The 18,754-nt window shown below is 70.9% G+C and carries 20 protein-coding genes; 6 read left to right on the top strand and 14 right to left on the bottom strand.

Annotated elements, in window-relative coordinates; genetic code table 11:
- Positions 1–199 precede the first annotated feature (199 nt).
- The gene (locus tag Pflav_RS19145) at positions 200–676 is read left to right on the top strand and encodes a GNAT family N-acetyltransferase (protein WP_173037364.1); all 477 of its coding nucleotides are present in this window, start codon (positions 200–202) and stop codon (positions 674–676) included.
- Between the two features lie 122 nt (positions 677–798).
- On the opposite strand, the gene Pflav_RS19140 is transcribed toward Pflav_RS19145, so the two are convergent.
- The gene (locus tag Pflav_RS19140; RefSeq protein WP_173037363.1) at positions 799–1,263 is read right to left on the bottom strand and encodes a YflT domain-containing protein; all 465 of its coding nucleotides are present in this window, start codon (positions 1,261–1,263) and stop codon (positions 799–801) included.
- Positions 1,260–1,886 carry an NAD(P)H:quinone oxidoreductase gene (wrbA, locus tag Pflav_RS19135; RefSeq protein ID WP_173042525.1) on the bottom strand — a complete coding sequence of 209 codons (627 nt, stop codon included), beginning with the start codon at positions 1,884–1,886 and terminating at the stop codon, positions 1,260–1,262. The genes Pflav_RS19140 and wrbA overlap by 4 nt, the downstream gene beginning before the upstream one ends.
- Positions 1,887–2,045: 159 nt before the next feature.
- Here wrbA and Pflav_RS19130 point away from each other — a divergent pair, with 159 nt between their 5' ends.
- Complete coding sequence (locus Pflav_RS19130; RefSeq protein ID WP_173037362.1) at positions 2,046–2,339, top strand: DUF6458 family protein; 294 nt, start codon at positions 2,046–2,048, stop codon at positions 2,337–2,339.
- Positions 2,300–3,961 (top strand): FAD-dependent oxidoreductase, encoded by a 1,662-nt coding sequence (locus Pflav_RS19125; RefSeq protein ID WP_197938633.1) that lies wholly within the window; start codon positions 2,300–2,302, stop codon positions 3,959–3,961. The genes Pflav_RS19130 and Pflav_RS19125 overlap by 40 nt, the downstream gene beginning before the upstream one ends.
- A gap of 10 nt (positions 3,962–3,971) precedes the next feature.
- Here Pflav_RS19125 and Pflav_RS19120 read toward each other — a convergent pair whose 3' ends face one another.
- The 3 genes from Pflav_RS19120 to Pflav_RS19110 all read right to left on the bottom strand — a co-directional run bounded on the left by Pflav_RS19120 (position 3,972) and on the right by Pflav_RS19110 (position 5,715).
- The gene (locus Pflav_RS19120) at positions 3,972–4,403 is read right to left on the bottom strand and encodes a DUF2267 domain-containing protein (RefSeq protein WP_173037361.1); all 432 of its coding nucleotides are present in this window, start codon (positions 4,401–4,403) and stop codon (positions 3,972–3,974) included.
- Between the two features lie 57 nt (positions 4,404–4,460).
- Entirely contained in the window at positions 4,461–5,138 is a 678-nt protein-coding gene (locus Pflav_RS19115) for a BON domain-containing protein (protein ID WP_173037360.1), read from the bottom strand.
- A 250-nt stretch (positions 5,139–5,388) separates the two neighbouring features.
- Entirely contained in the window at positions 5,389–5,715 is a 327-nt protein-coding gene (locus tag Pflav_RS19110) for a hypothetical protein (RefSeq protein WP_173037359.1), read from the bottom strand.
- 158 nt (positions 5,716–5,873) lie between these two features.
- Here Pflav_RS19110 and Pflav_RS19105 point away from each other — a divergent pair, with 158 nt between their 5' ends.
- Positions 5,874–6,911 (top strand): helix-turn-helix transcriptional regulator, encoded by a 1,038-nt coding sequence (locus tag Pflav_RS19105; RefSeq protein ID WP_173037358.1) that lies wholly within the window; start codon positions 5,874–5,876, stop codon positions 6,909–6,911.
- Between the two features lie 3 nt (positions 6,912–6,914).
- Here Pflav_RS19105 and Pflav_RS19100 read toward each other — a convergent pair whose 3' ends face one another.
- From Pflav_RS19100 to Pflav_RS19075, 6 genes are all read right to left on the bottom strand, one after another.
- A complete protein-coding gene (locus Pflav_RS19100; RefSeq protein WP_173037357.1) occupies positions 6,915–7,595 on the bottom strand; it encodes a BON domain-containing protein in 681 nt (226 codons plus the stop codon).
- Between the two features lie 936 nt (positions 7,596–8,531).
- Positions 8,532–8,951 (bottom strand): RrF2 family transcriptional regulator, encoded by a 420-nt coding sequence (locus tag Pflav_RS19095; RefSeq protein ID WP_173037356.1) that lies wholly within the window; start codon positions 8,949–8,951, stop codon positions 8,532–8,534.
- Positions 8,909–9,928, bottom strand: a complete 1,020-nt coding sequence (locus Pflav_RS19090) for a sulfate/molybdate ABC transporter ATP-binding protein (protein WP_173037355.1) — start codon at positions 9,926–9,928, stop codon at positions 8,909–8,911. Before Pflav_RS19090 ends, Pflav_RS19095 begins: the two co-directional genes overlap by 43 nt.
- On the bottom strand, positions 9,925–10,734 hold the full coding sequence (locus Pflav_RS19085) for a sulfate ABC transporter permease (RefSeq protein ID WP_173037354.1): 810 nt from the start codon (positions 10,732–10,734) through the stop codon (positions 9,925–9,927). Before Pflav_RS19085 ends, Pflav_RS19090 begins: the two co-directional genes overlap by 4 nt.
- The gene (cysT, locus tag Pflav_RS19080; protein WP_173037353.1) at positions 10,727–11,572 is read right to left on the bottom strand and encodes a sulfate ABC transporter permease subunit CysT; all 846 of its coding nucleotides are present in this window, start codon (positions 11,570–11,572) and stop codon (positions 10,727–10,729) included. Before cysT ends, Pflav_RS19085 begins: the two co-directional genes overlap by 8 nt.
- 195 nt (positions 11,573–11,767) lie before the next feature.
- A complete protein-coding gene (locus Pflav_RS19075) occupies positions 11,768–12,739 on the bottom strand; it encodes a sulfate ABC transporter substrate-binding protein (RefSeq protein ID WP_232071629.1) in 972 nt (323 codons plus the stop codon).
- A 331-nt stretch (positions 12,740–13,070) separates the two neighbouring features.
- Between Pflav_RS19075 and Pflav_RS19070 the strand changes: the two genes are divergently transcribed.
- Positions 13,071–14,837 (top strand): hypothetical protein, encoded by a 1,767-nt coding sequence (locus tag Pflav_RS19070; RefSeq protein ID WP_232071627.1) that lies wholly within the window; start codon positions 13,071–13,073, stop codon positions 14,835–14,837.
- Between the two features lie 36 nt (positions 14,838–14,873).
- Here the strand turns inward: Pflav_RS19070 and Pflav_RS19065 are convergent, their stop codons facing one another.
- The gene (locus Pflav_RS19065) at positions 14,874–15,071 is read right to left on the bottom strand and encodes a hypothetical protein (protein WP_173037352.1); all 198 of its coding nucleotides are present in this window, start codon (positions 15,069–15,071) and stop codon (positions 14,874–14,876) included.
- Between the two features lie 80 nt (positions 15,072–15,151).
- Between Pflav_RS19065 and Pflav_RS19060 the strand changes: the two genes are divergently transcribed.
- Positions 15,152–16,306, top strand: a complete 1,155-nt coding sequence (locus tag Pflav_RS19060; RefSeq protein ID WP_232071625.1) for a saccharopine dehydrogenase family protein — start codon at positions 15,152–15,154, stop codon at positions 16,304–16,306.
- A gap of 804 nt (positions 16,307–17,110) precedes the next feature.
- Here the strand turns inward: Pflav_RS19060 and Pflav_RS19055 are convergent.
- Both Pflav_RS19055 and Pflav_RS19050 read right to left on the bottom strand, forming a co-directional pair.
- Positions 17,111–17,770, bottom strand: coding sequence for a class I SAM-dependent methyltransferase (locus tag Pflav_RS19055; protein WP_173037351.1), 660 nt, complete (start codon positions 17,768–17,770; stop codon positions 17,111–17,113).
- A 9-nt stretch (positions 17,771–17,779) separates the two neighbouring features.
- Positions 17,780–18,730 (bottom strand): TIGR03557 family F420-dependent LLM class oxidoreductase, encoded by a 951-nt coding sequence (locus tag Pflav_RS19050; RefSeq protein ID WP_173037350.1) that lies wholly within the window; start codon positions 18,728–18,730, stop codon positions 17,780–17,782.
- Between the last annotated feature and the right edge of the window lie 24 nt (positions 18,731–18,754).

Below are 18,754 nucleotides of genomic sequence, written 5' to 3'. Positions count from 1 at the left end.
CTCGCACACAAGCCCGGTCGTGCCGGCGGGCAGTACCCCGTAGAAGTCCCGGTACGACTCCAGTGGCCCGAACGCCGACTCGATACCCGCCGCGCGGAGCCGCCGCGCGATCCCGGACAGCAGCGCCCGCCGGTGCTCGCAGTGCGGGTCCGGCGGTAATGGAGACGCGGTCGGCGGGGGCATGTGTCACGATCTTGCCATGCCAGAGCTGTCGGTACGGCCCATGACCCAGGCCGAGTTCGCGCAGTGGCGGTACGCGATCGCCCGGCGCTTTGCCGACTCGAAGGTCGCGGCCGGATCGTGGGCCGCCGAAACCGCGCTCGAACGGGCCCTGACCGCCAACGACGCGCTGTTGCCCGACGGCCTCGCCACCGAGGGGATGCTGCTGCTCAAGGGCGTGCGCCCGGACGGCACCCCGATCGGGCGGCTGTGGATCAGACTCGGACATCCGGACGGCGCCGCCGGCTGCGCGTTCCTCTACGACATCGAGGTGGAGCCGGAGTTTCGTGGCGCCGGCTACGGCCGGGCGCTGCTGGCCGCCGCCGAGGAGGCGGTCCGCGCACAGGGCCTGGCCGAGCTGGAGCTGAACGTCTTCGGCCACAACCCGGTAGCGATGAGCCTCTACGCCACGTCCGGTTACCGTGTGGTCACCCAGCAGATGCGCAAGACACTCTAGGCCCTCCACATCGTCTGGTCACTGTGGAACGGCGGGACGTCGCGCTGCACGGGGGTGCCCGCGACTCCGCAGCGGTGAGGCCAGCGCCAGGACAGCCCGCCCGACCGTCCTGACGCTGGCGGTCATTGGTGCCGCGCGCGGTCCAGCACGCGTAGCGCCTCGTCCGCGCGGGCCGAGTCGACCTCCACGGCGTACGCGGTGGCTCGCAGCCCGCTGTGGGACGAGAAGTCCCGGCGCCCGCCGTTCAGCCCGTGCGCGACCGCGCCGAAGGCCGCACCCCAGACGATGCCCAGCACCAGGGCCGTGATCAGCACCCACCACCAGCTGCCGCTGGCGAAGATGCCCAGCAGCAGGCCGATCAGCAGGCCGATCCAGGCGCCGGTCGCGGCACCCGACAGTGCCGCGCGGGCCATTGTCATGCGGCCGGTGATCTGCTCCACCATCCGCAGGCCGGTGCCCACGATGGCCACCCGCTGTACCGGAAATCCGTTGTCCGAGAGCAGGTCCACCGCCTGCTGGGCGGACGCGTAGTCGCGGAACGAGGCTATGGTCACGGTTGGTCGACCGTCGACCAGCGTCGACGTCATCGGGTTGACTCCTTCGGCATCAGGCGCCGGGTAATGTCGGCCAGGCGTTGCCCCTGGTACTGCGCCGCCCGCAGGGTCTGGTCGTTCGGCAGCTCGGGCGGCTGGCCGGTCGGCCACGAGACGCCGTACGGGTTGCCGCCCGCCTCGTACAGGACCGGGTCGGTGTAGCCGGGCGGGACGATGATCGAGCCCCAGTGGGCGAAGAGGTTGTACAGCGACACGAGCGTGGTCTCCTGGCCGCCGTGCCGGTTGATGCTGGACGTGAACGCGGTGGCCGGCTTGTCGGTGAGCACACCGTTGAGCCACAGCCCGCCGGCCTGGTCCAGAAACTGCTTCAGCTGCGCGGCCACCATGCCGAAGCGAGTCGGCGAACCGAACGCGTAGCCGTCCGCCCAGGCCAGGTCGTCCAGCCTCGCTTCGGGCACCACGTCCCGGGTCTGGTCGACGTGCGCGCGCCAGTCGGGGTTGGCGTCGATCGCGGTATCCGGCGCCAGCTCGGACACCCGGTGCACCCGCACGTGCGCGCCGGCCTTGACCGCCCCTTCGGCCACCGCCTCAGCGAGGCGGTGCACGTTGCCGGTCGCCGAGTAGTAGATCACGGCGATGTTGACGTCCTTGACCATGTCTCCACGCAACGCCGGCACCGGGTGACGCGACCCCACCCAGGCTGGGTGACCAGGGAAGACGCGGCATTCGAGGACCGAGATACGTTCGGTTGGATCGGTCCCAAAGCGGCGGCGGAGGCATGGTCCGTCCCCCAACGCGGCGGAGGCATTTGAGTAGTGGGTATCGGCGGGGGAATCTTCCTGATCGCGCTCGGCGCCGTCCTGGCGTTCGCCATCCAGGTAAATCCCTGGTGGATCAACCTGCAAGCGGCCGGCGTGATCGTGATGCTCGCCGGCGGTGCGGTCATCCTTGTCACGCTCTGGTACTGGCAGGACCGCCGGCGCCGGGCGTCCCAGGGCCGCTTCCCACCGGGGACGGGCCGCCCATCGACCCTCCCGCCAACGCGTGAGCCACCACCCCGAGGAGAACCGTGGAACCGACCGACGGCGGCGCGGGGTTCTCCCGGCTGAACGGGGAGCAGATCGAGGAGCTGCGCGGGTACGGCGAGCGGCGCCGGACCCAGGTCGGTGACCTGCTCACCCAGGAGGGCCAGCGGCACCGGGACCTGTTCGTGGTGGTGAGCGGCACGGTCGCGGTGGTCGAAGGGCACGGGACGGCTGAGGAACGGCAGATCGGGGTGCATGGTCCGGGCTGGTTCCTCGACGAAATGGGGCTGCTGACCGGGCAGCCCTCCTTCGTCTCCGCGGTCGTCCGCGAGCCGGGCGAGGTGCTCGCCGTACCGGTGCCGGCCCTGCTCGACTTTGTGGCCCGCGACCCGCGCCTGGGCGACGTGATTCTGCGCGCCTTCCTGCGCCGCCGCGAGCAGCTGCTCGGCAGCGTCGCCGGCATCCGGATCATCGGGTCGCGGTTCTCGCCGGGCACGCGGCGGCTGCGCGAGTTCGCCGCCCGGAACCGCACCCCGCACACCTGGACCGACCTGGAAGAGGACGCGGGCGCCGAGCGGCTGCTGCGGCAGATGAGCGTCGGCCCGGAGGACACCCCGGTCGTCATCTGGCGGGACGGCCAGGTGCTGCGCAACCCCACCAACGCCGAGCTGGCCCGGCTGATCGGCCCCGGGGCGGTCGACGAGCTGCCCGGCGCGATGGTCGACGTGGTCATCGCCGGCGCCGGCCCGGCCGGCCTGGCCGCCGCGGTCTACGGCGCCTCCGAGGGGCTGGACATCGTCGTGCTGGACGCGGTCGGCGCCGGCGGGCAGGCCGGCACCTCGCCCCGGATCGAAAACTACCTCGGCTTCCCGGCCGGCATCTCGGGCGTCGAGCTCGCCGACCGGGCCGTGATGCAGGCGGAGAAGTTCGGGGCGGCGATCGCGGCCCCGGCGGCGGTCGTGGGGCTGGAGCGGCGGGAGGGGTACCACGTGGTGCGGGTCGACGGGCGGGACGAGGAGGTGCGCGCCCGTACCGTGGTCGTCGCCACCGGGGCCCGCTACCGCCGGCTGGACCTGCCGAGGCTGGCCGACTTCGAGGGGACCAGCGTCTACTACGCGGCGACCGTGGTGGAGGCTCGGTTCTGCGCCAAGCGGCCGGTGGTCGTGGTGGGTGGTGGCAACTCGGCCGGCCAGGCGGTCGTCTACCTGGTACAGCACGCCCAGTCCGTACGGCTCGTGACCCGGCACGGCGACCTCGGCAGGGACATGTCCCGGTACCTCGTCGACCAGATCGAGCGGGACGAGCGCGTCGAGGTGCTACGCGAGAGCGAGGTGTGCGAGCTGGCCGGCACCGAGGGCCGGCTGGCGTCGGTGGTGGTCGAGCACCTACCCACCGGGGCCCGCCGCTCGCTCGACGCCGGCCTGCTCTTCGTCTTCATCGGCGCCCAGCCGTGTACGGACTGGCTGGGCGGTCACGTGGCGCTGGACGAGCACGGCTACGTGCGTACTGGCCCGGCGGTCGGTGCCCCCGTCGAGGGCACCCGGCCGCCGGACCTGCTGGAGACGAGCGCCCCGGGCGTGTTCGCGGTGGGCGACGTGCGCAGCGGCTCGATCAAGCGCGTCGCCTCGGCTGTGGGCGAGGGCGCTTTGGCGATCCGCCTCGTCCACGAGCACCTGGCCCGCCTCGGCCGCGCGCCCGGGGGCTAACGTTCGCGGGTCAGGGAATCATCGACGCGTAGTCGTCGGGCAGGCTGGCGCGTACGTCGTCCCACTCGCCGCGCGTGACGTGCCGGCTCAGCGAGCCGAGCACCGCCTGCACCAGTCGCGGGGTGCCGCCCTTGACGTCCAGCGGGCACTCCACGTACACGCGCTGGAGCCACTCCTCGCGGCTCATCTTGACCGGTACCGTCTCCGGCTGCCAGCCCTCGTAGTAGGCGCCCCGCACCAGCGTCGGCAGCTGGGCGGCGAGCTGCGCGGACTCTTCGACGCCGAGCCGGTCGCGCAGCGCGTGCAGCACCGCGCGCATCGCCTTGTACGACAGGTCGCGCCGCTCCTTCGGCAGGCCTAGCTCGCTTTCGATGTCCTTGAGCAGGACGTCGGTCTTCTCGATGGTGTCACCGAGGTACCCGTGTGGTTTGTTCGTGGCCATCCGGCTGCCCTCCCGATAGGCCCGGACCGTCGCCGGCCCGGGCCCTCGCTCGCTTGGTCAAGGCTCGATGGTGATCCGGTTGATCACCGAGGTGACGCCCGGTGCGGACCAGACCACCCGCTCGGCCTCCTGCTTCTCCATCCAGGACCGCACGGTGCCGGTCGCCGTGACCTGGCCGGCGTCGATCCTGATCTGGATGTTGTTGGCGTCGGTCTCCACGCTCCGCACCAGCGCTTCCTGTATCCGGCGCTCCAGCTCCCTGGGGACCGGCTGCACGCGCGGGCGTACCGCGATGAAGTTGGTGACCCCGCGGACGCCGGAGAGCCCTCGGACGGCGCGCTCCGCGGTCCGGCGCTGGTACTCCCACTCGACCTCGCCGCGCAGCGTGATCCATCCCTTCGAGACGGTCACGTCGATACGGTCGGCCGGCACCAGCGCGTCCCACTCCAGGGAACGGGTGACCGCGGCCGCCACGTCGGCGTCCGAGCGCTCGGCGGAACTGGGCAAACGCACTTCGATGTCGTTCGCCACCGCGCGCACAGCGCGCACCCGCTGGGCGGCACGCTCGGCGGCCCACTTCTTGACGAAGGTGTCGACCGAGCCGGTGAGGGTGACGATGCCGTCCCTCGCCGCGACGCCGATCTCGTTCGGCTGGAGGCGGGCGTCCCAGCTGAACTCCGCCATCACATCTTGCTGGATTTCCTCGTCGCTACGTACAGCAACGGCGGTGGTCATTGCCTTCAGTCCTTCCTGACGGATGATGACCGTTGCGCTTTCGAGCGTGGCCACCGCGCAGGTGAGGCGTGATCGCCCGGCCCGGGTGAGTTCAGCCGCTTCACCAGGGTTGGGGGAGCCACCCTCACCCGCCCGCCAGGCAGGTTCAGGAAGTTGGGTTACACCAGGTCAGACGCCGCGTCGCCAGCCGCGATCAAGCTGGCGGAGGTCAATGTGGACACCGCGTTGAGGGACGCGGTGGATGGGGGCTTCAGCGGCGGGGCTGTCCTGGTAGGACGGCCGCCCGGACCGAGGTGAGGGTCGTGCCGATGAGGATCAGCCGGTCCGGGCCGACCTGCCGGGCCAGTGCGGCGGAAAGCACATAGTGCGCCAGCCGGTCGTACTCGTCTGAGGTGAGGCGGTGTGGGCCGACGAAGGCGACGAATCCGGCCACGGCGCGTTCCGCCCGGCGTGCGAGGGTTTCGCCGACCAACATCGTAAGTGCCGCCTTGAGCGGATCACGCGCCGTCGCGCGCGCGATCCCGAGCGCCGGTCCTAGCCGTGGGTCGGCGCGGATGGCGCGACAGGCCTGTTCCACCAGTTCACGGTAGTCGATAATTCTGGAGAGCACCCGAACCATTCGACACCGTCGCAGGCGATGTGCCAATCCGCAGGATTACCGATGGGGTACCGGTTTAAAACGAACCCTTTGGGGAACGCGCTTTCGTACTAGGCTGTCCTGGGAGGCGATGCCTTATGCGCTCGGGGGCGTTCGAAATCGCCACCGAGGTGGCCTCGGTAGCGGCCGCTCCCGCGAGAGTCGCGGAGCGGGCGGAGGCCTTGCTGAGCCCGATCCGGCGCGTGGTGCCATTCGAGGCGGCCCGCGTTTACCTGCTCGACATGGAGCGCCGGGCCGAGCATTCGCTCTTCTTCGAGGGCTACGACGAAAAAGTTCGGTCCTACCTGGACAGTCCACATCACCTCGACGACATCGAGCTGCTTGGCCTGCACCGGAGCGGCCCGCCCATGCGGCTGCGCGACCTGTCCGTGCCGAGGGAAGAGATCCGCTCCTGGGCGGAGTACCTGACGCCGGCCGGCTTCCGCGAAGGCATCGGCGTCCGGTTGACCACATCGGACGGCCGCTACATCGGCATCATGGCCGTCTACACCGACACCGCCGCGCACCCCACCGACGGCGCCCGCCACCTGCTCGGGAGCCTCTCCACGACGATGGCCGACGCGCTGGACCCGCTGCGGTCGATCAGCGCGGCGGGCCGGCTGGTCCGCGACGCGGGCGCGGGAGTGCTGCTGGCCCGCGACGGGCGGACGCAGGCGCTGCCCGGACTGTCCGACCACGCGATCCTCGCCCGCGGCTCCCGGCTGCTCGACGTTGCCCGGCGCCAGCTCGACGGGATGGCGCACGCCGCCTTCCTCTGCCCGTACGACGCGGACGGCGAGGACCGCCACCTGCGCGTAACGGTGCTGGCCTGCCCGGACCTGCCGCCGGCGCACGTCATCGCGGCGGTGGTCGTCGCGCCCGCCGGTGACCTGGGCCGGCTCACCCGACGCGAGCTCGAGGTGCTGGGCCTGGTCGTCGAGGGGTGCTCCAACCGGCGGATCGCCAGCGCGTTCCAGCTCACCGAGCGCACCGTCGCCACGCATCTGGAGCACATTCTGGCCAAGCTGGACGCACCCACCCGTACCCTCGCAGCGGTCTACGCGCTCCGCCGCGGGCTGTACATTCCGCGCTCGCTGCACCGGGCAGCACCGCATCGCAACGAGCGCGCGCGGTAGGATTTACGGCGCGATCCGGATGTCGTTTTCGACCGAGCGCACGCCCGGCGCCGACCAGGCGGCCCGCTCGGCGTCCCGCCGCTCCGGCCAGGACCGCACCGCGCCGCGCAGGATCACCTTGTCGCCGTCCTGCTCCACCATGATCCGCTCCGCGTCGGTCTCGGCACTGCGCAGGAGCGCCTGCTCGATCCGGCGCTCCAGGTCCTCGGGCTCGATCCGCCGCCGCGGCCGTACCGCGATCGAGTTGGTCACCCCGCGCACCCCGGCCAGGCCGCGGACCGCGCGCTCGGCCTCGCGGCGCTCGTACTCCCACTCGACCTCGCCGCGCAGCGTCACCCGGCCGGCCGAGACGCTGACCTCGACCTGGTCCGAGGGGACCAGCGCGTTCCACTCCAGTACCTGGACCGTGGCGCCGGCGATGTTCGCGTCGGTGGGCTCGTTACCGGCGGCCGGCGGGCGGATCTCGACCTCGTTGGCGACCGCGACCACGCTGCGTACCCGCTGGGCCGCGCGTTCCGCCGCCCACCGTTTGACGTAGTTGTCCACCCAGCCGGCGAGCGTCACGATGCCGCCCTGTACCGCGACGGCCACCTCGTTGGGCTGCACGCGGGCGTCCCACCGCAGCTCCGCCAGGACGTCCTGCTGGATCTGTTCGTCGGTGCGTACGTCGGGTGTCGTCGTCATGCCGGCATCGTCCGGCGAGGCCGGGTGGGTGGCCATCACCCGCCCGGGGTGACGCGCCTCCAGAGATCTTTCAAGGCCGGGGTCACATTCGATTTCTTGAGACAAGGTATTTTGCCCCGGTCCGCGTCAGTCGCCGGCCGTATGCTCCCGCGGGCACCGCGCAGGTCGGCGGCTCGCTAGCGCTCGCCGAAATCCCCGACCTCCACTGCCACGTCCGCGCTCCAAGCCCAACCCCAACCCCGGCCCGGGACCGCCGTTGGACGAGGAGCAAAGCGGTGGGTGCGCCGGGCGCATTCGCTCTGCTTCCTACAGTGGCCGCGCCGGCGGCCAAAGGCGACCTTGCCGCCAGGTGGGGCCTGTGGTCCTGGCTGATGCTGATCCCGCAGCGACCGCGCAGACCCGCTTCCTTGATCGGCGCGGTGGGGTACGCGAGAGATCGTGGTACCCAACTGCCCCCAGGAGCCTGTCGCAGAATCGCCAGATTCGCTTGAAATGAGGGTCTCGTTGACCCTCGCCGGCCGCCGTTCGGCGGCCAGCGGCGGACACAGCCGTGTTTTTCTCGACACACGCTGTAGTCGGGCAATTTTGCGACAGGCTCCAGAGGGGCCGCTCGGTACCACGATCTGCCGGACGGCTTCCAGCTGTAGCACCGGTCAAGGCAAACCGGGCGCCCTTTGGGCGTGTGCCGCCCTCTGGGCGGACCCCCGCCCAGCCGCCGAGGTCAAGGCTGGCCGGAGCGCGGACCCGGCGGCGAAGGTCGCGGTCGGCCGACCACGACCTGGGGGTGAGCTTGCCCAACTGCGGAGGGCGAGGCCGCGGGAGCGACGGTCCGGACCACCACGGACATCGCGGTAGCCCGCCTTCCCTTGATTTTGGATCTTTATCCGCGACAAGACGCCGAGGCCACCCCAACTCCAAAGCTCTCGAGTTGGGGGCTCAGGCGCTGGTCCGATATTGCCCCGGCAGCAGGTCGGCGAGCGTCGTCCGGTCCACCACGTCCGCGATCGCCTCGTGCAGGGTCAGCCACAGCTCCGGCAGGCCGCTCGCCACCCCGTGGTAGTTGACCTGGTCCGGGGGAAGCCCCCGGACCGTGCTCAGCGACCCGTTGATCGCGCGCAGGACGTCACCCACCGTGATCTCGTTCGGCGGGCGGGCCAGCGTGTACCCGCCGTCCGTGCCGCGCTGGCTGGTGAGCAGGCCGGCCCGGCGCAAATCGGACATGATGTCGTGCAGAAAGCCGAGTGGGATCGCCTGCGCCTCGGCCAGCTTCGACGCCGAGACGGGGCCGCCGTCGGAGAAGCCGGCGGTGGCGATCAGCGCCCGGAGGGCGTAGTCACTGCGTGCCGAGATCTGCACCGTGCCTCCTCAACCGATGCGCAGCGTGTCAGCGACCGCCTCGGGCGCCAGCCCGACCCGCACCGTCGCCCCTCCTCGATGTCCAGTGCGCGGAATCTGGTCCGGGTCAGGGTCACCACGACAACCTGGTCCCCGGTGGTCACCTCGACGCGGATCTCGAAGCCGATCCGGGTGATCCGGCTGACCTGGCCGGTCACCGCGCCGGGCTCCGGGTCGCCGGTGTGGATGACCAGGTCGTGCGGGCGGACGAGCTGGTCGCCGAGCTGGGTGACCGGGCCGAGGAAGCGCATCACGAAGTCGTTGGCCGGCGCGTCGTACAGCTCGTCGGGCGTGCCGATCTGCTCGATGCGCCCGTCGTTGATCACCACGATCTCGTCGGCGACCTCCAGCGCCTCCTCCTGGTCGTGCGTGACGAACACCGTGGTCACGTGCACCTCGTCGTGCAGCCGGCGCAGCCAGTCGCGCAGCTCCTTGCGCACCTTGGCGTCGAGCGCGCCGAACGGCTCGTCCAGCAGCAGCACGGTCGGCTCGACGGCGAGCGCGCGGGCCAGCGCCATGCGCTGCCGCTGGCCGCCGGAAAGCTGCGCGGGTAGCCGGTCGCCGAACTGTTCAAGGTGGACGAGTCGCAGCAGCTCGTCGACCCGCTCGCGGATCTCCGCCTTCGGGCGCCGCCGGATCTCCAGGCCGAAGGCCACGTTCCGCCGTACCGACATGTGCTTGAACGCCGCGTAGTGCTGGAACACGAAGCCCACGTTGCGCTTCTGGGGCGGCAGGCCGGTGGCGTCCACGCCCTCGATCCGCACGCTGCCGCTGTCCGCCTGCTCCAGGCCGGCGATGATCCGCAGCAGCGTGGACTTGCCGCCACCGGACGGGCCGAGCAGCGCGGTGAGCTGCCCGGACGGGATGCTCACGGAGACGTCGTCAAGCGCGACGAAGCTTCCGAACCGCTTGCTGACGTTGGAAATCTCGATGCTCAACGGTCTTCTTCCTTCGGGCGGAGGACGGAGACGACGACGATCGCGGCGACCGCCACGAGGGCGAGCAGGAACGCGGTGGCGTAGGCGCCACCCTTGTCGAAGTTGAGGTACTTCTCCTCGACCACGAGCGTGGCGGTACGGGTCTCGCCGAGCACGTTGCCGGAGACCACCTTGACCGCGCCGAACTCGCCGAGCGAGCGGGCGAGGCTCAGCACCACGCCGTACGTGACGCCCCACTTGATCGCCGGGAGGGTGATCCGCCAGAACGTCTGGAACCCGTTGGCGCCGAGGCTCCGCGCCGCCTGCTCCTGCTCGTCGCCGACCTCCTCCAGGACCGGTACGACCTCCCGGATCACCAGCGGCAGGGCGACGAAGACCGTGGCCATCACGATGCCCGGCGTGGCGAAGATGACCTGGATCCCGGCGTCCTCCAGCGTGGGGCCGAACCAGCCGTTGCGGCCGCCGTACACGAGCACGAGGGAGAGGCCGACGACGATCGGCGACACCGACAGGGGTACGTCGAGCAGCGCGCTGAGCAGCCGCTTTCCGGGGAACTCGTAGCGGACCAGCAGCAGCGAGATGCCCACGCCGAACACCGTGTTGATCACCACGGCGATGACCGCGACCATGAGGCTCAGCCGCAGTGCGTGTACGACGTCGGGGTCCTCGACGATGCTCCGGAGGTTTTCCAGGCCGCCGTCGAACGTGTTCTGCCCGACCAGGAAGAGCGGCCAGGCCACCAGGAGGAAGAGGTAGACGACGACGATCAGGCGGGCGACGTATCGTCCCGGACGGCGTTCAGCCACGGCGGATCACCCTCCGCTGGATGATGTCGAGGATCACGATCACCGCGAACGAGATGGCCAGCAGCACCGCGGCGACGGCGGACGCGTTGTCCAGGTTGTCGTTCTCGATGCTGCTGAGGATGCGGACCGAGGTGACCTCGGTGCGCATCGGCAGGTTGCCGGACAGGAGCACCAGCGAGCCGTACTCGCTGACCCCGCGGGCGAACGAGAGCGCCGCGCCGGCCGCGATCGCCGGGGTCAGGCTCGGCAGGATGATCCGGCGGAACGTGGTGAACCTGCTCGCGCCGAGCGACGCCGCGGCCTCCTCCACCTCGCGGTCGAGCTCGGCCAGGACCGGCTGCACGGTACGCACGATGAACGGCAGCGTGACGAAGAGGAACGCCAGGAACACCGCGATCCGGGTGTTGTGCACGTCGATGCCGAGCGGGCTCTCCGGGCCGTACAGCGAGAGCAGCACCAGGCCGGCGACAATCGTGGGCAGCGCGAACGGGATGTCGATCAGGATCTCCAGCAGCCGCTTGCCGAAGAACCTGTCCCGGACCAGCACCCAGGCGATCAGCGTGCCCATCACGACGTTGACGACCGTGACCCCGAGCGCGGTGCCGACGGTCAGCCGGATCGCGGCCGCGGTCTGCTCGTTGGTGACCGCGTCCCAGAAGCCGCCCCAGCCACCCTCGGAGGCGGTGACCACGACGGCCGTCAGCGGGATCAGCACGAGCAGGCTGAACCACAGCATCGCGACCCCGAGACCCAACCCGGAGTAGCGGTCGAGGCGGCGGCCACCCCGGGCCGATCGGCGCGTGGCCGACCGGTCCGGGGCGAGGGTCGCGGTGGTCACTGCGTCTCCTGGTTCGCTCGCTCGTGCGGCGCTGAAGGCTGTGCCTGCCACGCTCCGTCGCTCGGCGCTCGTCCGCCGTCGTGGCTGAGGCCCGTAGCCTCACGACTCCCGCTCATGTCTTCCTCCGCCGGCCCGAAACCCCGACTTCGTCGGCGGGCCGGCTCCGTCCAGACGCCGCCGCGCCAACTCGCTCGCTCACTGAGCCTTACCGGATTCGGCGATGATCTTCGTGACGATGCCCTCCTTCTCGTCGAAGAACTTCTTCGACAGGGCGGACCAGCTCTCGAAGTCCTTCTCGACGGTGAGCAGCTTCTTCGGCGTCGGGAACGGGTTGTTGGGGTCCGGTGCGCCCTCGATGCCGGTGGTGTCGACGCCGTCGACGATCGGCCGGAAGCCCTTGAGCGCGAACTGCCGCTGGCCCTTGTCGCTCAGCACGAAGTTGAGCCAGTCCTTCGCCTTCGGGCTGGCGTTCTTGAGTACCGCACCCGGGTTTTCGATCTTGATCGTGGTGTCCGGGTAGATCCACTCGAGCTCCTCGCCGTTCTGGGTGGCGAGGATCGTCTCGTTCTCGTACGCCAGCAGCACGTCACCGGCGCCGTTGAGGAAGCCGGTCGTGGCGTCGCGGCCGCTGTTGGGCAGCGAGACGACGTTCGCGAAGAGCTTCTTCAGGTACTCTGTCGCCTGCTCGTCGGTGCCGCCGTTGGCCGTGATGTGGCCCCACGCGGCCAGCGCGTTCCACCGGGCGGCGCCGGAGGAGGCCGGGTTCGGTGTGACGATCTTGATGCCCGGCTTGATCAGGTCGTCCCAACCCTGGATGTTCTTCGGGTTGCCCTTCTGCACGGCGAGCACCACGACCGAGGAGGAGACGACGCCCTTGTTCGGGCCGTCATCCCAGGTCTCGTCGACAAGGCCCTCGGTGACCAGGCGGGTGACGTCGCTGGCGACCGAGAAGTGCACGTAGTCGGCCTTGAGGCCGGCCACCACGGCGCGGCTCTGGTCGCCGGAAGCGCCGTACGACGTCTGGAACTTGACGCCCTTGCCCTCGGGCGTCTTGTTCCACTCGGCGGCGATCGCCTTGTTGGCCGCCTCCGGGACGGCGAAACCGACGATGGAGAGGGTGGTGGACTCGCCGCCACCCCGGAGGCGTCGTCGTCGCCACCACCGCAAGCGGAAAGAGCCAGGCCGGCGGCAAGCGCGAGAGCGATGGTCGCTCTCGCCCGTGTACTGGTCAAGGACCGTGTATTCGTCAAGGGAACCTGTCCTCCTTCAGCGCGGACTCGCGCACGAACAGCGCGCGAGGCCGGGCGGTCATCGGCGGGCCTCGCCGCCTGACCGCAATATTCCACTTAACCAATAGACTTTCAAGGCTTAGTGGAGATTGGTACCTGACCGGTCGATGGCGGGTCGGTCGCGACCGGTAGCATTCGGTCGAATTTGGCCACCGGCGCGGCACACCGGGTACCGCCCGGGGCTGGCCGCCTGACTAACATCGACCCTTATGGAAGCCGCAGCACCGACGATCGACGAGCCCGAGGCCCCGAGCGAGGACGCCGAGGCCGGGCCGAGACGCGCCCGCGTCTGGCGCGTGCTCACGCACGAGTGGACGCTCGCCGTGCTCGGCGGCCTGCTCCTGGCGGTCGTGCTGACCTGGCCCACGCTGCGGCATCCGGCCTCCACGATCCCCGGCGACATCGGCGACCCGACGCTTCAGGCGTGGCAGGTCGCGTGGGGCGGGCACGCACTGCTGACCGATCCGTTCGGATTGTGGGACTCCAACACCTTCTATCCTGAGACGTACACCTATGTGTACTCGGACACGCTGCTCGGGTACGCGCCGTTCGGCTTCTTCGGCCACGGCGTGGAGGCGGCGATCGTCCGCTACAACATCCTGTACGTGCTGCTCTACGCGCTCGCGTTCATCGGGGCGTACGCGCTGGTCCGGCAGCTCGGCGCGGGCCGGCTGGGCGCGGTCGTGGCCGGCCTCGCGTGGGCCTTCTCGCCGTGGCGGCTGGCGCACGGCGGCCACATGAACATCCTTTCGATCGGCGGGATCGCGCTCTCCCTCGCGATGCTCGCCCGCGGCCACGGCTGGTCGCTGACCAAGGGGTACCAGCCGGAGAAGGTCAAGCCCGGCTGGGCGGTCGCGGGGTGGCTTGTCGCCGCGTGGCAGATCAGCCTCGGCTTCGGCATCGGCCTGCCGTTCGCGTACTTCCTCATCGGCACCTGCGTCGTCGCGGCCGCGACCTACGGATGGTCGTGGTGGCGCAAGAAGGCGCGCCCGCCGTTCAGCCGGCGGCTGCTGATCGCCAACCTCGCCGGCGGCGGCGTCTTCGCGGTCGTCACCGCCAGCCTGGCCTGGGTCTACCTGAAGGTCGTCGAGCTCAACCCGCAGGGCGTCCGCGGTCTGGAGTGGACGATCATGTTCTCCCCGCCGCTGGAGGGGTACTTCACCGCGCCGAGCGAGTCGTGGTTCTGGGGCGAGCGGCACGCGGCCGCCCGCGAGCAGCTCACCTGGCCGCCCGAGATGGCGCTACTGCCCGGCATCACGCTGATCGTCCTGGCGACCGCGGGCCTGTTCTTCTCGAACTTCCGGGCCCGGCACCGGGTGCTGCTCGCGGTCGGCGCGCTCGGTACCGCGCTGCTCGGCCTCGGCGCGACGCTCGGCGGTGACGGCGACCCCGGCTACATCACGCTTTCCAAGCACCTGCCCGGCTGGGACGCGCTGCGTACGCCGGGCCGGCTGATGATCTGGGTCAGCCTGCTGCTGGCGATCCTCGCCGCCGGCGCGATCACCGAGGCGGCGCGCAACGCGGACCTGCTGCGCCCTCGGGCCCGCGTCGTGACCCGGGCGGTGCTGGTGATCCCGCTGCTGCTCGTGTTCGGCGAGAGCATCAACAAGACCGGCCACCCGCCGGTGCCGCAGCCGCCGGCCGCGATGGCCGCCGCCCGCGAGCCGTTGCTGGTGCTGCCCAGCGGCGGGCTCATCGACCTGCACTACATGCTGTGGAGCACCGACGGCTTCCCGCGCATCGCCAACGGCCTGGCCGGCTTCGAGCCGACGAGCCAGGGCCAGACGAAGGCGGTCACGGTCACGTTCCCGGACCAGACCTCGATCGCGTACCTGCGGGGGATCGGCGTGAAGGACGTGCTGGTGCTCCCCGAGCACCTGCCCGGTACCCCGTGGGACGGCCTGACCAGCCGCCCGATCGACGGTCTCGGCATCACCCGTGAAGACATCGACGGCGCGGTGCTTTACCGCCTCTGATCGGGGCGGGCACCGCGCCGCGGATGGCGGTGTGTGTCAGCGGAAGCCGAAGCGGCCCCTGCGCTTCCGCGCGCGGCCCATGCTGTGCATCGCGTCGGCGGCCCTGTGCATCATCTGCGACATGCGGTTGGAACCGCGGCGCGCCTCGACGGCTTGGCCGATCCGCCGTGCGCCCATCGCCGCCAGGGGAATGGCGGCAGCCAGCACAGCCCACCGGCCGATGGCCCTCTTCATCGTGGTCCTCCCGTCTGCGTGACCTGTTCTCCCCTGATACCCCTACTGCTGGCGAATCATGCGTTGGTTACCCTCCGGTAGTGGAGGATCGGGCGTACGACATCGTGCTGTTCGGGGCCACCGGCTTCACCGGACGCCTGACCGCCGCGTACCTGGCCGAGCGGGCGCCGGCCGGCCTGCGGTGGGCCCTCGCCGGGCGCAGCGCCGACCGCCTCCGCGCGCTGCGTGACCAGCTCGGGCTGCCCGTCGACGTGGTCGCCGCCGACGCCGGCGACGAGCGCGCGCTCCGCGATCTGGCCGCGTCGACCCGCCTTGTCGCGACCACGGTCGGCCCGTTCGTCGAGTACGGCGGGCCACTTGTCGCCGCCTGTGCCGCGGCGGGGACCGACTACGTCGACCTGACCGGCGAGCCGGAGTTCCTGGACCGGGTGTACGTCGAGCACCACGCCACCGCCGCCCGTACCGGTGCCCGCCTCGTGCACGCCTGCGGCTTCGACTCGATCCCGCCCGACCTCGGTGCCCTCTTCGCCGTCCAGCAACTGCCCGAGGGCGAGCCGATCCGCATGCGCGGCTACATCAGCGCGGGCGGGCGGCCGTCCGGCGGCACGTTCAACACGGTGCTGCTGAACTTCGGGCGCCACCGCTCGGCGGCCGCCGTCCACGCCGCGCGCCGCCGGGTCGAGGGCGCCCCGCCGTCCGGCCGGCGCGTGCGCGGTGTGCCCGGGCGCCCGCACCGCCAGCCCGCACTGGGGCTGTACGGCCTGCCGCTGTCGAGCATCGACCCGCGGATCGTGGTGCACTCGGCGCGGGCGCTACCGCGGTACGGCCCGGACTTCATGTACAGCCACTTCGTCGGCGTACGCAGCCCGTTCACCGCGGCTGGCGTGGCGGCCGGCGCGATTGGCGCGTTCGGGCTGGCCCAGTTCGGCCCGGCGCGGCGGGCGATGGGCCGCCTCCTCCCGCCGGGCAAGGGGCCGAACGAGGAGCAGCGCGCCCGAGGGTGGTTCCGGATGCGGCTCGTCGCCGAGAGCGGCGGCCAGCGGGTGGTGACCGAGGTGGGCGGCGGCGACCCCGGGTACGGCGAGACGGCGAAGATGCTGGCGGAGTCCGCGCTCTGCCTCACCCACGACGAGCTGCCCGAGCTGGCGGGGCAGCTGACGACCGCGGTCGCGATGGGCGACGCGCTCCGGCTCCGCCTGGAGAGGGCGGGCATGACCTTCCGCGTCCTCACGTAAAGATCGATATCGGGTTACCTCGGCTTCACGGCTCGATATCCGCGCGCTCAACGCGGCCGACTACCCAACCCGCACCCGCGTCTAGCGACGGATGGAGTCGAGGTCGCGGGCTCCGTCCACAATGGTCGCCACAGACTCAGTTCCAGAAAACGACTTGAGCTACCGCGGCGTCCGCCGTTGTCCGGACCGCTGCTCCCGCGGCCTCACCCTCCGCGCCGCACACCCCAACCCCAGCCGGCACAGCCGGCAAGCTGACTACGGTCGCCGCACAGACTGCGGCACGCGACCAAAGCGCCCCACCCCGAGGGCCTCGCTGGGGGCCAATCCTCACAAAGCCCGACGAGCCACCCTCGCGGAGAGCTCTGATGATCGTTCGCCCAGAATCCGCGGCCCCGTCGGCGTGTCGCGTAGGTATCGGGCGAACGATCACCACCGAGACCACCGTCAGCGCGCGACACCACGCGCACACCCCACCCGCGATGCCGTCCCGGAGGCCGGAGATCCCCGCCGGAGGCAAGAAATGGGGTAACCGCAAACCCGCGCCCCACAGGCCTCGGGTCCGGGTGGCAGCAAAATCCCTGATTTTGCTGGCTCAACCTTCGCGGGAAGCAGCAAAATCAGGGATTTTGTCGGGATCTTGAACCAGTGGCCCGCGCGCCGGGGCGCGCGTGGCGCGGTCCCGGGCTCAAGGTGTGTGGGGTGTGAAGCGCGGAGGGTGAGGCTGCGGGAGCGGCGGTCTGGACCACCGCGGACATCGCGGTAGCTCGATTTCCGTCGTGGATGGTCCCCGAGTTCGGAAGCCTTCTAGCGGCGGGCCATCAGGTATGCCTGCTGGGACTTCTCTCGCTCGCCCGGCTCGCGTACGACGCGCGTGGTCACCTCGATACCGGCTGCCGCCAGCAGGTCCGTGACCCGGTCCGGCGGCAGCCGGTACGCGTCCAGGTCGAGGTCGTGGCCGTACGCGCGCGTGATGTGCCGCGGTTCGAAGTCGGTCCCGCCGGTAGTCGCCACCTGGAATGCCATCAGGAGGTGACCGCCGGGCCTGAGCACCCGGGCGAACTCGGTGAAGACCCGCGGCAGCCGCTCCGGCGGGGTGTGGATGACCGAGTACCAGGCGACGAGGCCGCTGAGCGCGCCGTCGGCGAAGTCCAGGGCCGCCATCGTGCCGGTCCGGAAGTACAGCTCCGGGTAGGCGCGGCTGGCCACCGCCACCATCTCCGGCGACAGGTCGATGCCGCTGACGTCGAGGCCGAGGCCGTCCAGGTACGTGGTGATCCGCCCGGGGCCGCAGCCCACGTCGGCGACCGGCCCACCCCCGCCGGTCAGAACCAGCTCGGCGAAGGTGCCGAGCAGTGCCCGCTCCAGCGGCGCCTGGGCGAGCTCGTCCTTGAGCAGATCGGCGTAGTCGGCGGCGACTGTGTCGTACGCGGTCCGGGTGGCGAGGACGTCGGCGGGCTCGGTCACCCGAGCACCCTACGCGAAACGGGGGAGCACTTTCTCCGCGTACATGTCGAAGAATCCTTGGCAGTGCGGCCCGGTGTTGGCGACGTAGATCTCGTCGAACCCGGCCTCCGCGAACGCGTCGATCCGGCGCAGGTGCTCCCCGGGGTCGGCGCCGCAGGCGAAGTGCTCGCCCATCATCTCGGGCCGGACCAGCTGCGCCGCCTGCTCGTAGTGGCGCGGCGACGGGAGCACGCGGGGCAGCTCGCCGGGCAGCGCCTCGTTGGGCCAGCGCTCGTACGCGAGGCGGGTGCCCTCCTCGACGCTCGGTGCGTAGGCGGCCTTGAACGAGCCCTGGCAGGGCCGGTCACCGCCGCCGCCGTCCCGGAAGCGGCGGATCAGTTCGGCGTCCGGCTTGGTGAGCATGTACCCGTCCGCGATCCGGGCTGCCAGGTCGACCGCCTTGTGCCCGAAGCCGGACATGTAGATCGCGGGCGGCTGCTCGGGGCGGGTGTAGATCCGGGCGTTGTCGACCGTGTAGTGGCGGCCGCGGTGCTCGACGAAGCCGCCCCGCCACAGCCGCCGGATCACGTCGACGGCCTCTTCCAACATCTCGAGCCGTACCGACGCGCTGGGCCAAGGCCGGCCGACGATGTGCTCGTTGAGCGCCTCCCCGCTGCCCACCCCGAGCACGAACCGCCCCTCGTGCAGCACCGCGCTGGTCGCCGCGGCCTGGGCCACGATCGCCGGGTGGAGGCGCGTGGTCGGGCAGGTCACGGAGGTCGTGACTGGCAGCCGGCACACCTGGCTGAGCGCCCCGATCGTCGACCAGACGAACGGGCTCTGCCCCTGCGCGTCGTTCCACGGGTGGTAGTGGTCTGAGATCCACAACCCCTGGAAGCCGGCCGCCTCGGCGCCTTTCGCCTGCGTGACGAGGTCGGCCGGGCCGAACTCCTCGCTGGACAGGAAGTAACCGATCCGCATGCCAGCGTCGTACCCGGTCGCGCG

It is taken from the genome of Phytohabitans flavus (assembly GCF_011764545.1).
Taxonomy (GTDB): domain Bacteria; phylum Actinomycetota; class Actinomycetes; order Mycobacteriales; family Micromonosporaceae; genus Phytohabitans; species Phytohabitans flavus.
Note: the sequence above shows the minus strand (reverse complement) of the source record. Positions and strands in the feature narration are given on the sequence as shown.

What these genes read in the sequence shown, in the direction of transcription:
- Pflav_RS19120 (WP_173037361.1), bottom strand. Translation starts at nt 4,403, where the DNA reads ATGGCCACGAACAAACCACACGGGTACCTCGGTGACACCATCGAGAAG.
- Pflav_RS19050 (WP_173037350.1), bottom strand. Translation starts at nt 18,730, where the DNA reads ATGCGGATCGGTTACTTCCTGTCCAGCGAGGAGTTCGGCCCGGCCGAC.
- Pflav_RS19140 (WP_173037363.1), bottom strand. Translation starts at nt 1,263, where the DNA reads ATGACGTCGACGCTGGTCGACGGTCGACCAACCGTGACCATAGCCTCG.
- Pflav_RS19065 (WP_173037352.1), bottom strand. Translation starts at nt 15,071, where the DNA reads ATGAAGAGGGCCATCGGCCGGTGGGCTGTGCTGGCTGCCGCCATTCCC.
- Pflav_RS19105 (WP_173037358.1), top strand. Translation starts at nt 5,874, where the DNA reads ATGCGCTCGGGGGCGTTCGAAATCGCCACCGAGGTGGCCTCGGTAGCG.
- Pflav_RS19100 (WP_173037357.1), bottom strand. Translation starts at nt 7,595, where the DNA reads ATGACGACGACACCCGACGTACGCACCGACGAACAGATCCAGCAGGAC.
- Pflav_RS19070 (WP_232071627.1), top strand. Translation starts at nt 13,071, where the DNA reads ATGGAAGCCGCAGCACCGACGATCGACGAGCCCGAGGCCCCGAGCGAG.
- wrbA (WP_173042525.1), bottom strand. Translation starts at nt 1,886, where the DNA reads ATGGTCAAGGACGTCAACATCGCCGTGATCTACTACTCGGCGACCGGC.
- Pflav_RS19115 (WP_173037360.1), bottom strand. Translation starts at nt 5,138, where the DNA reads ATGACCACCGCCGTTGCTGTACGTAGCGACGAGGAAATCCAGCAAGAT.
- Pflav_RS19145 (WP_173037364.1), top strand. Translation starts at nt 200, where the DNA reads ATGCCAGAGCTGTCGGTACGGCCCATGACCCAGGCCGAGTTCGCGCAG.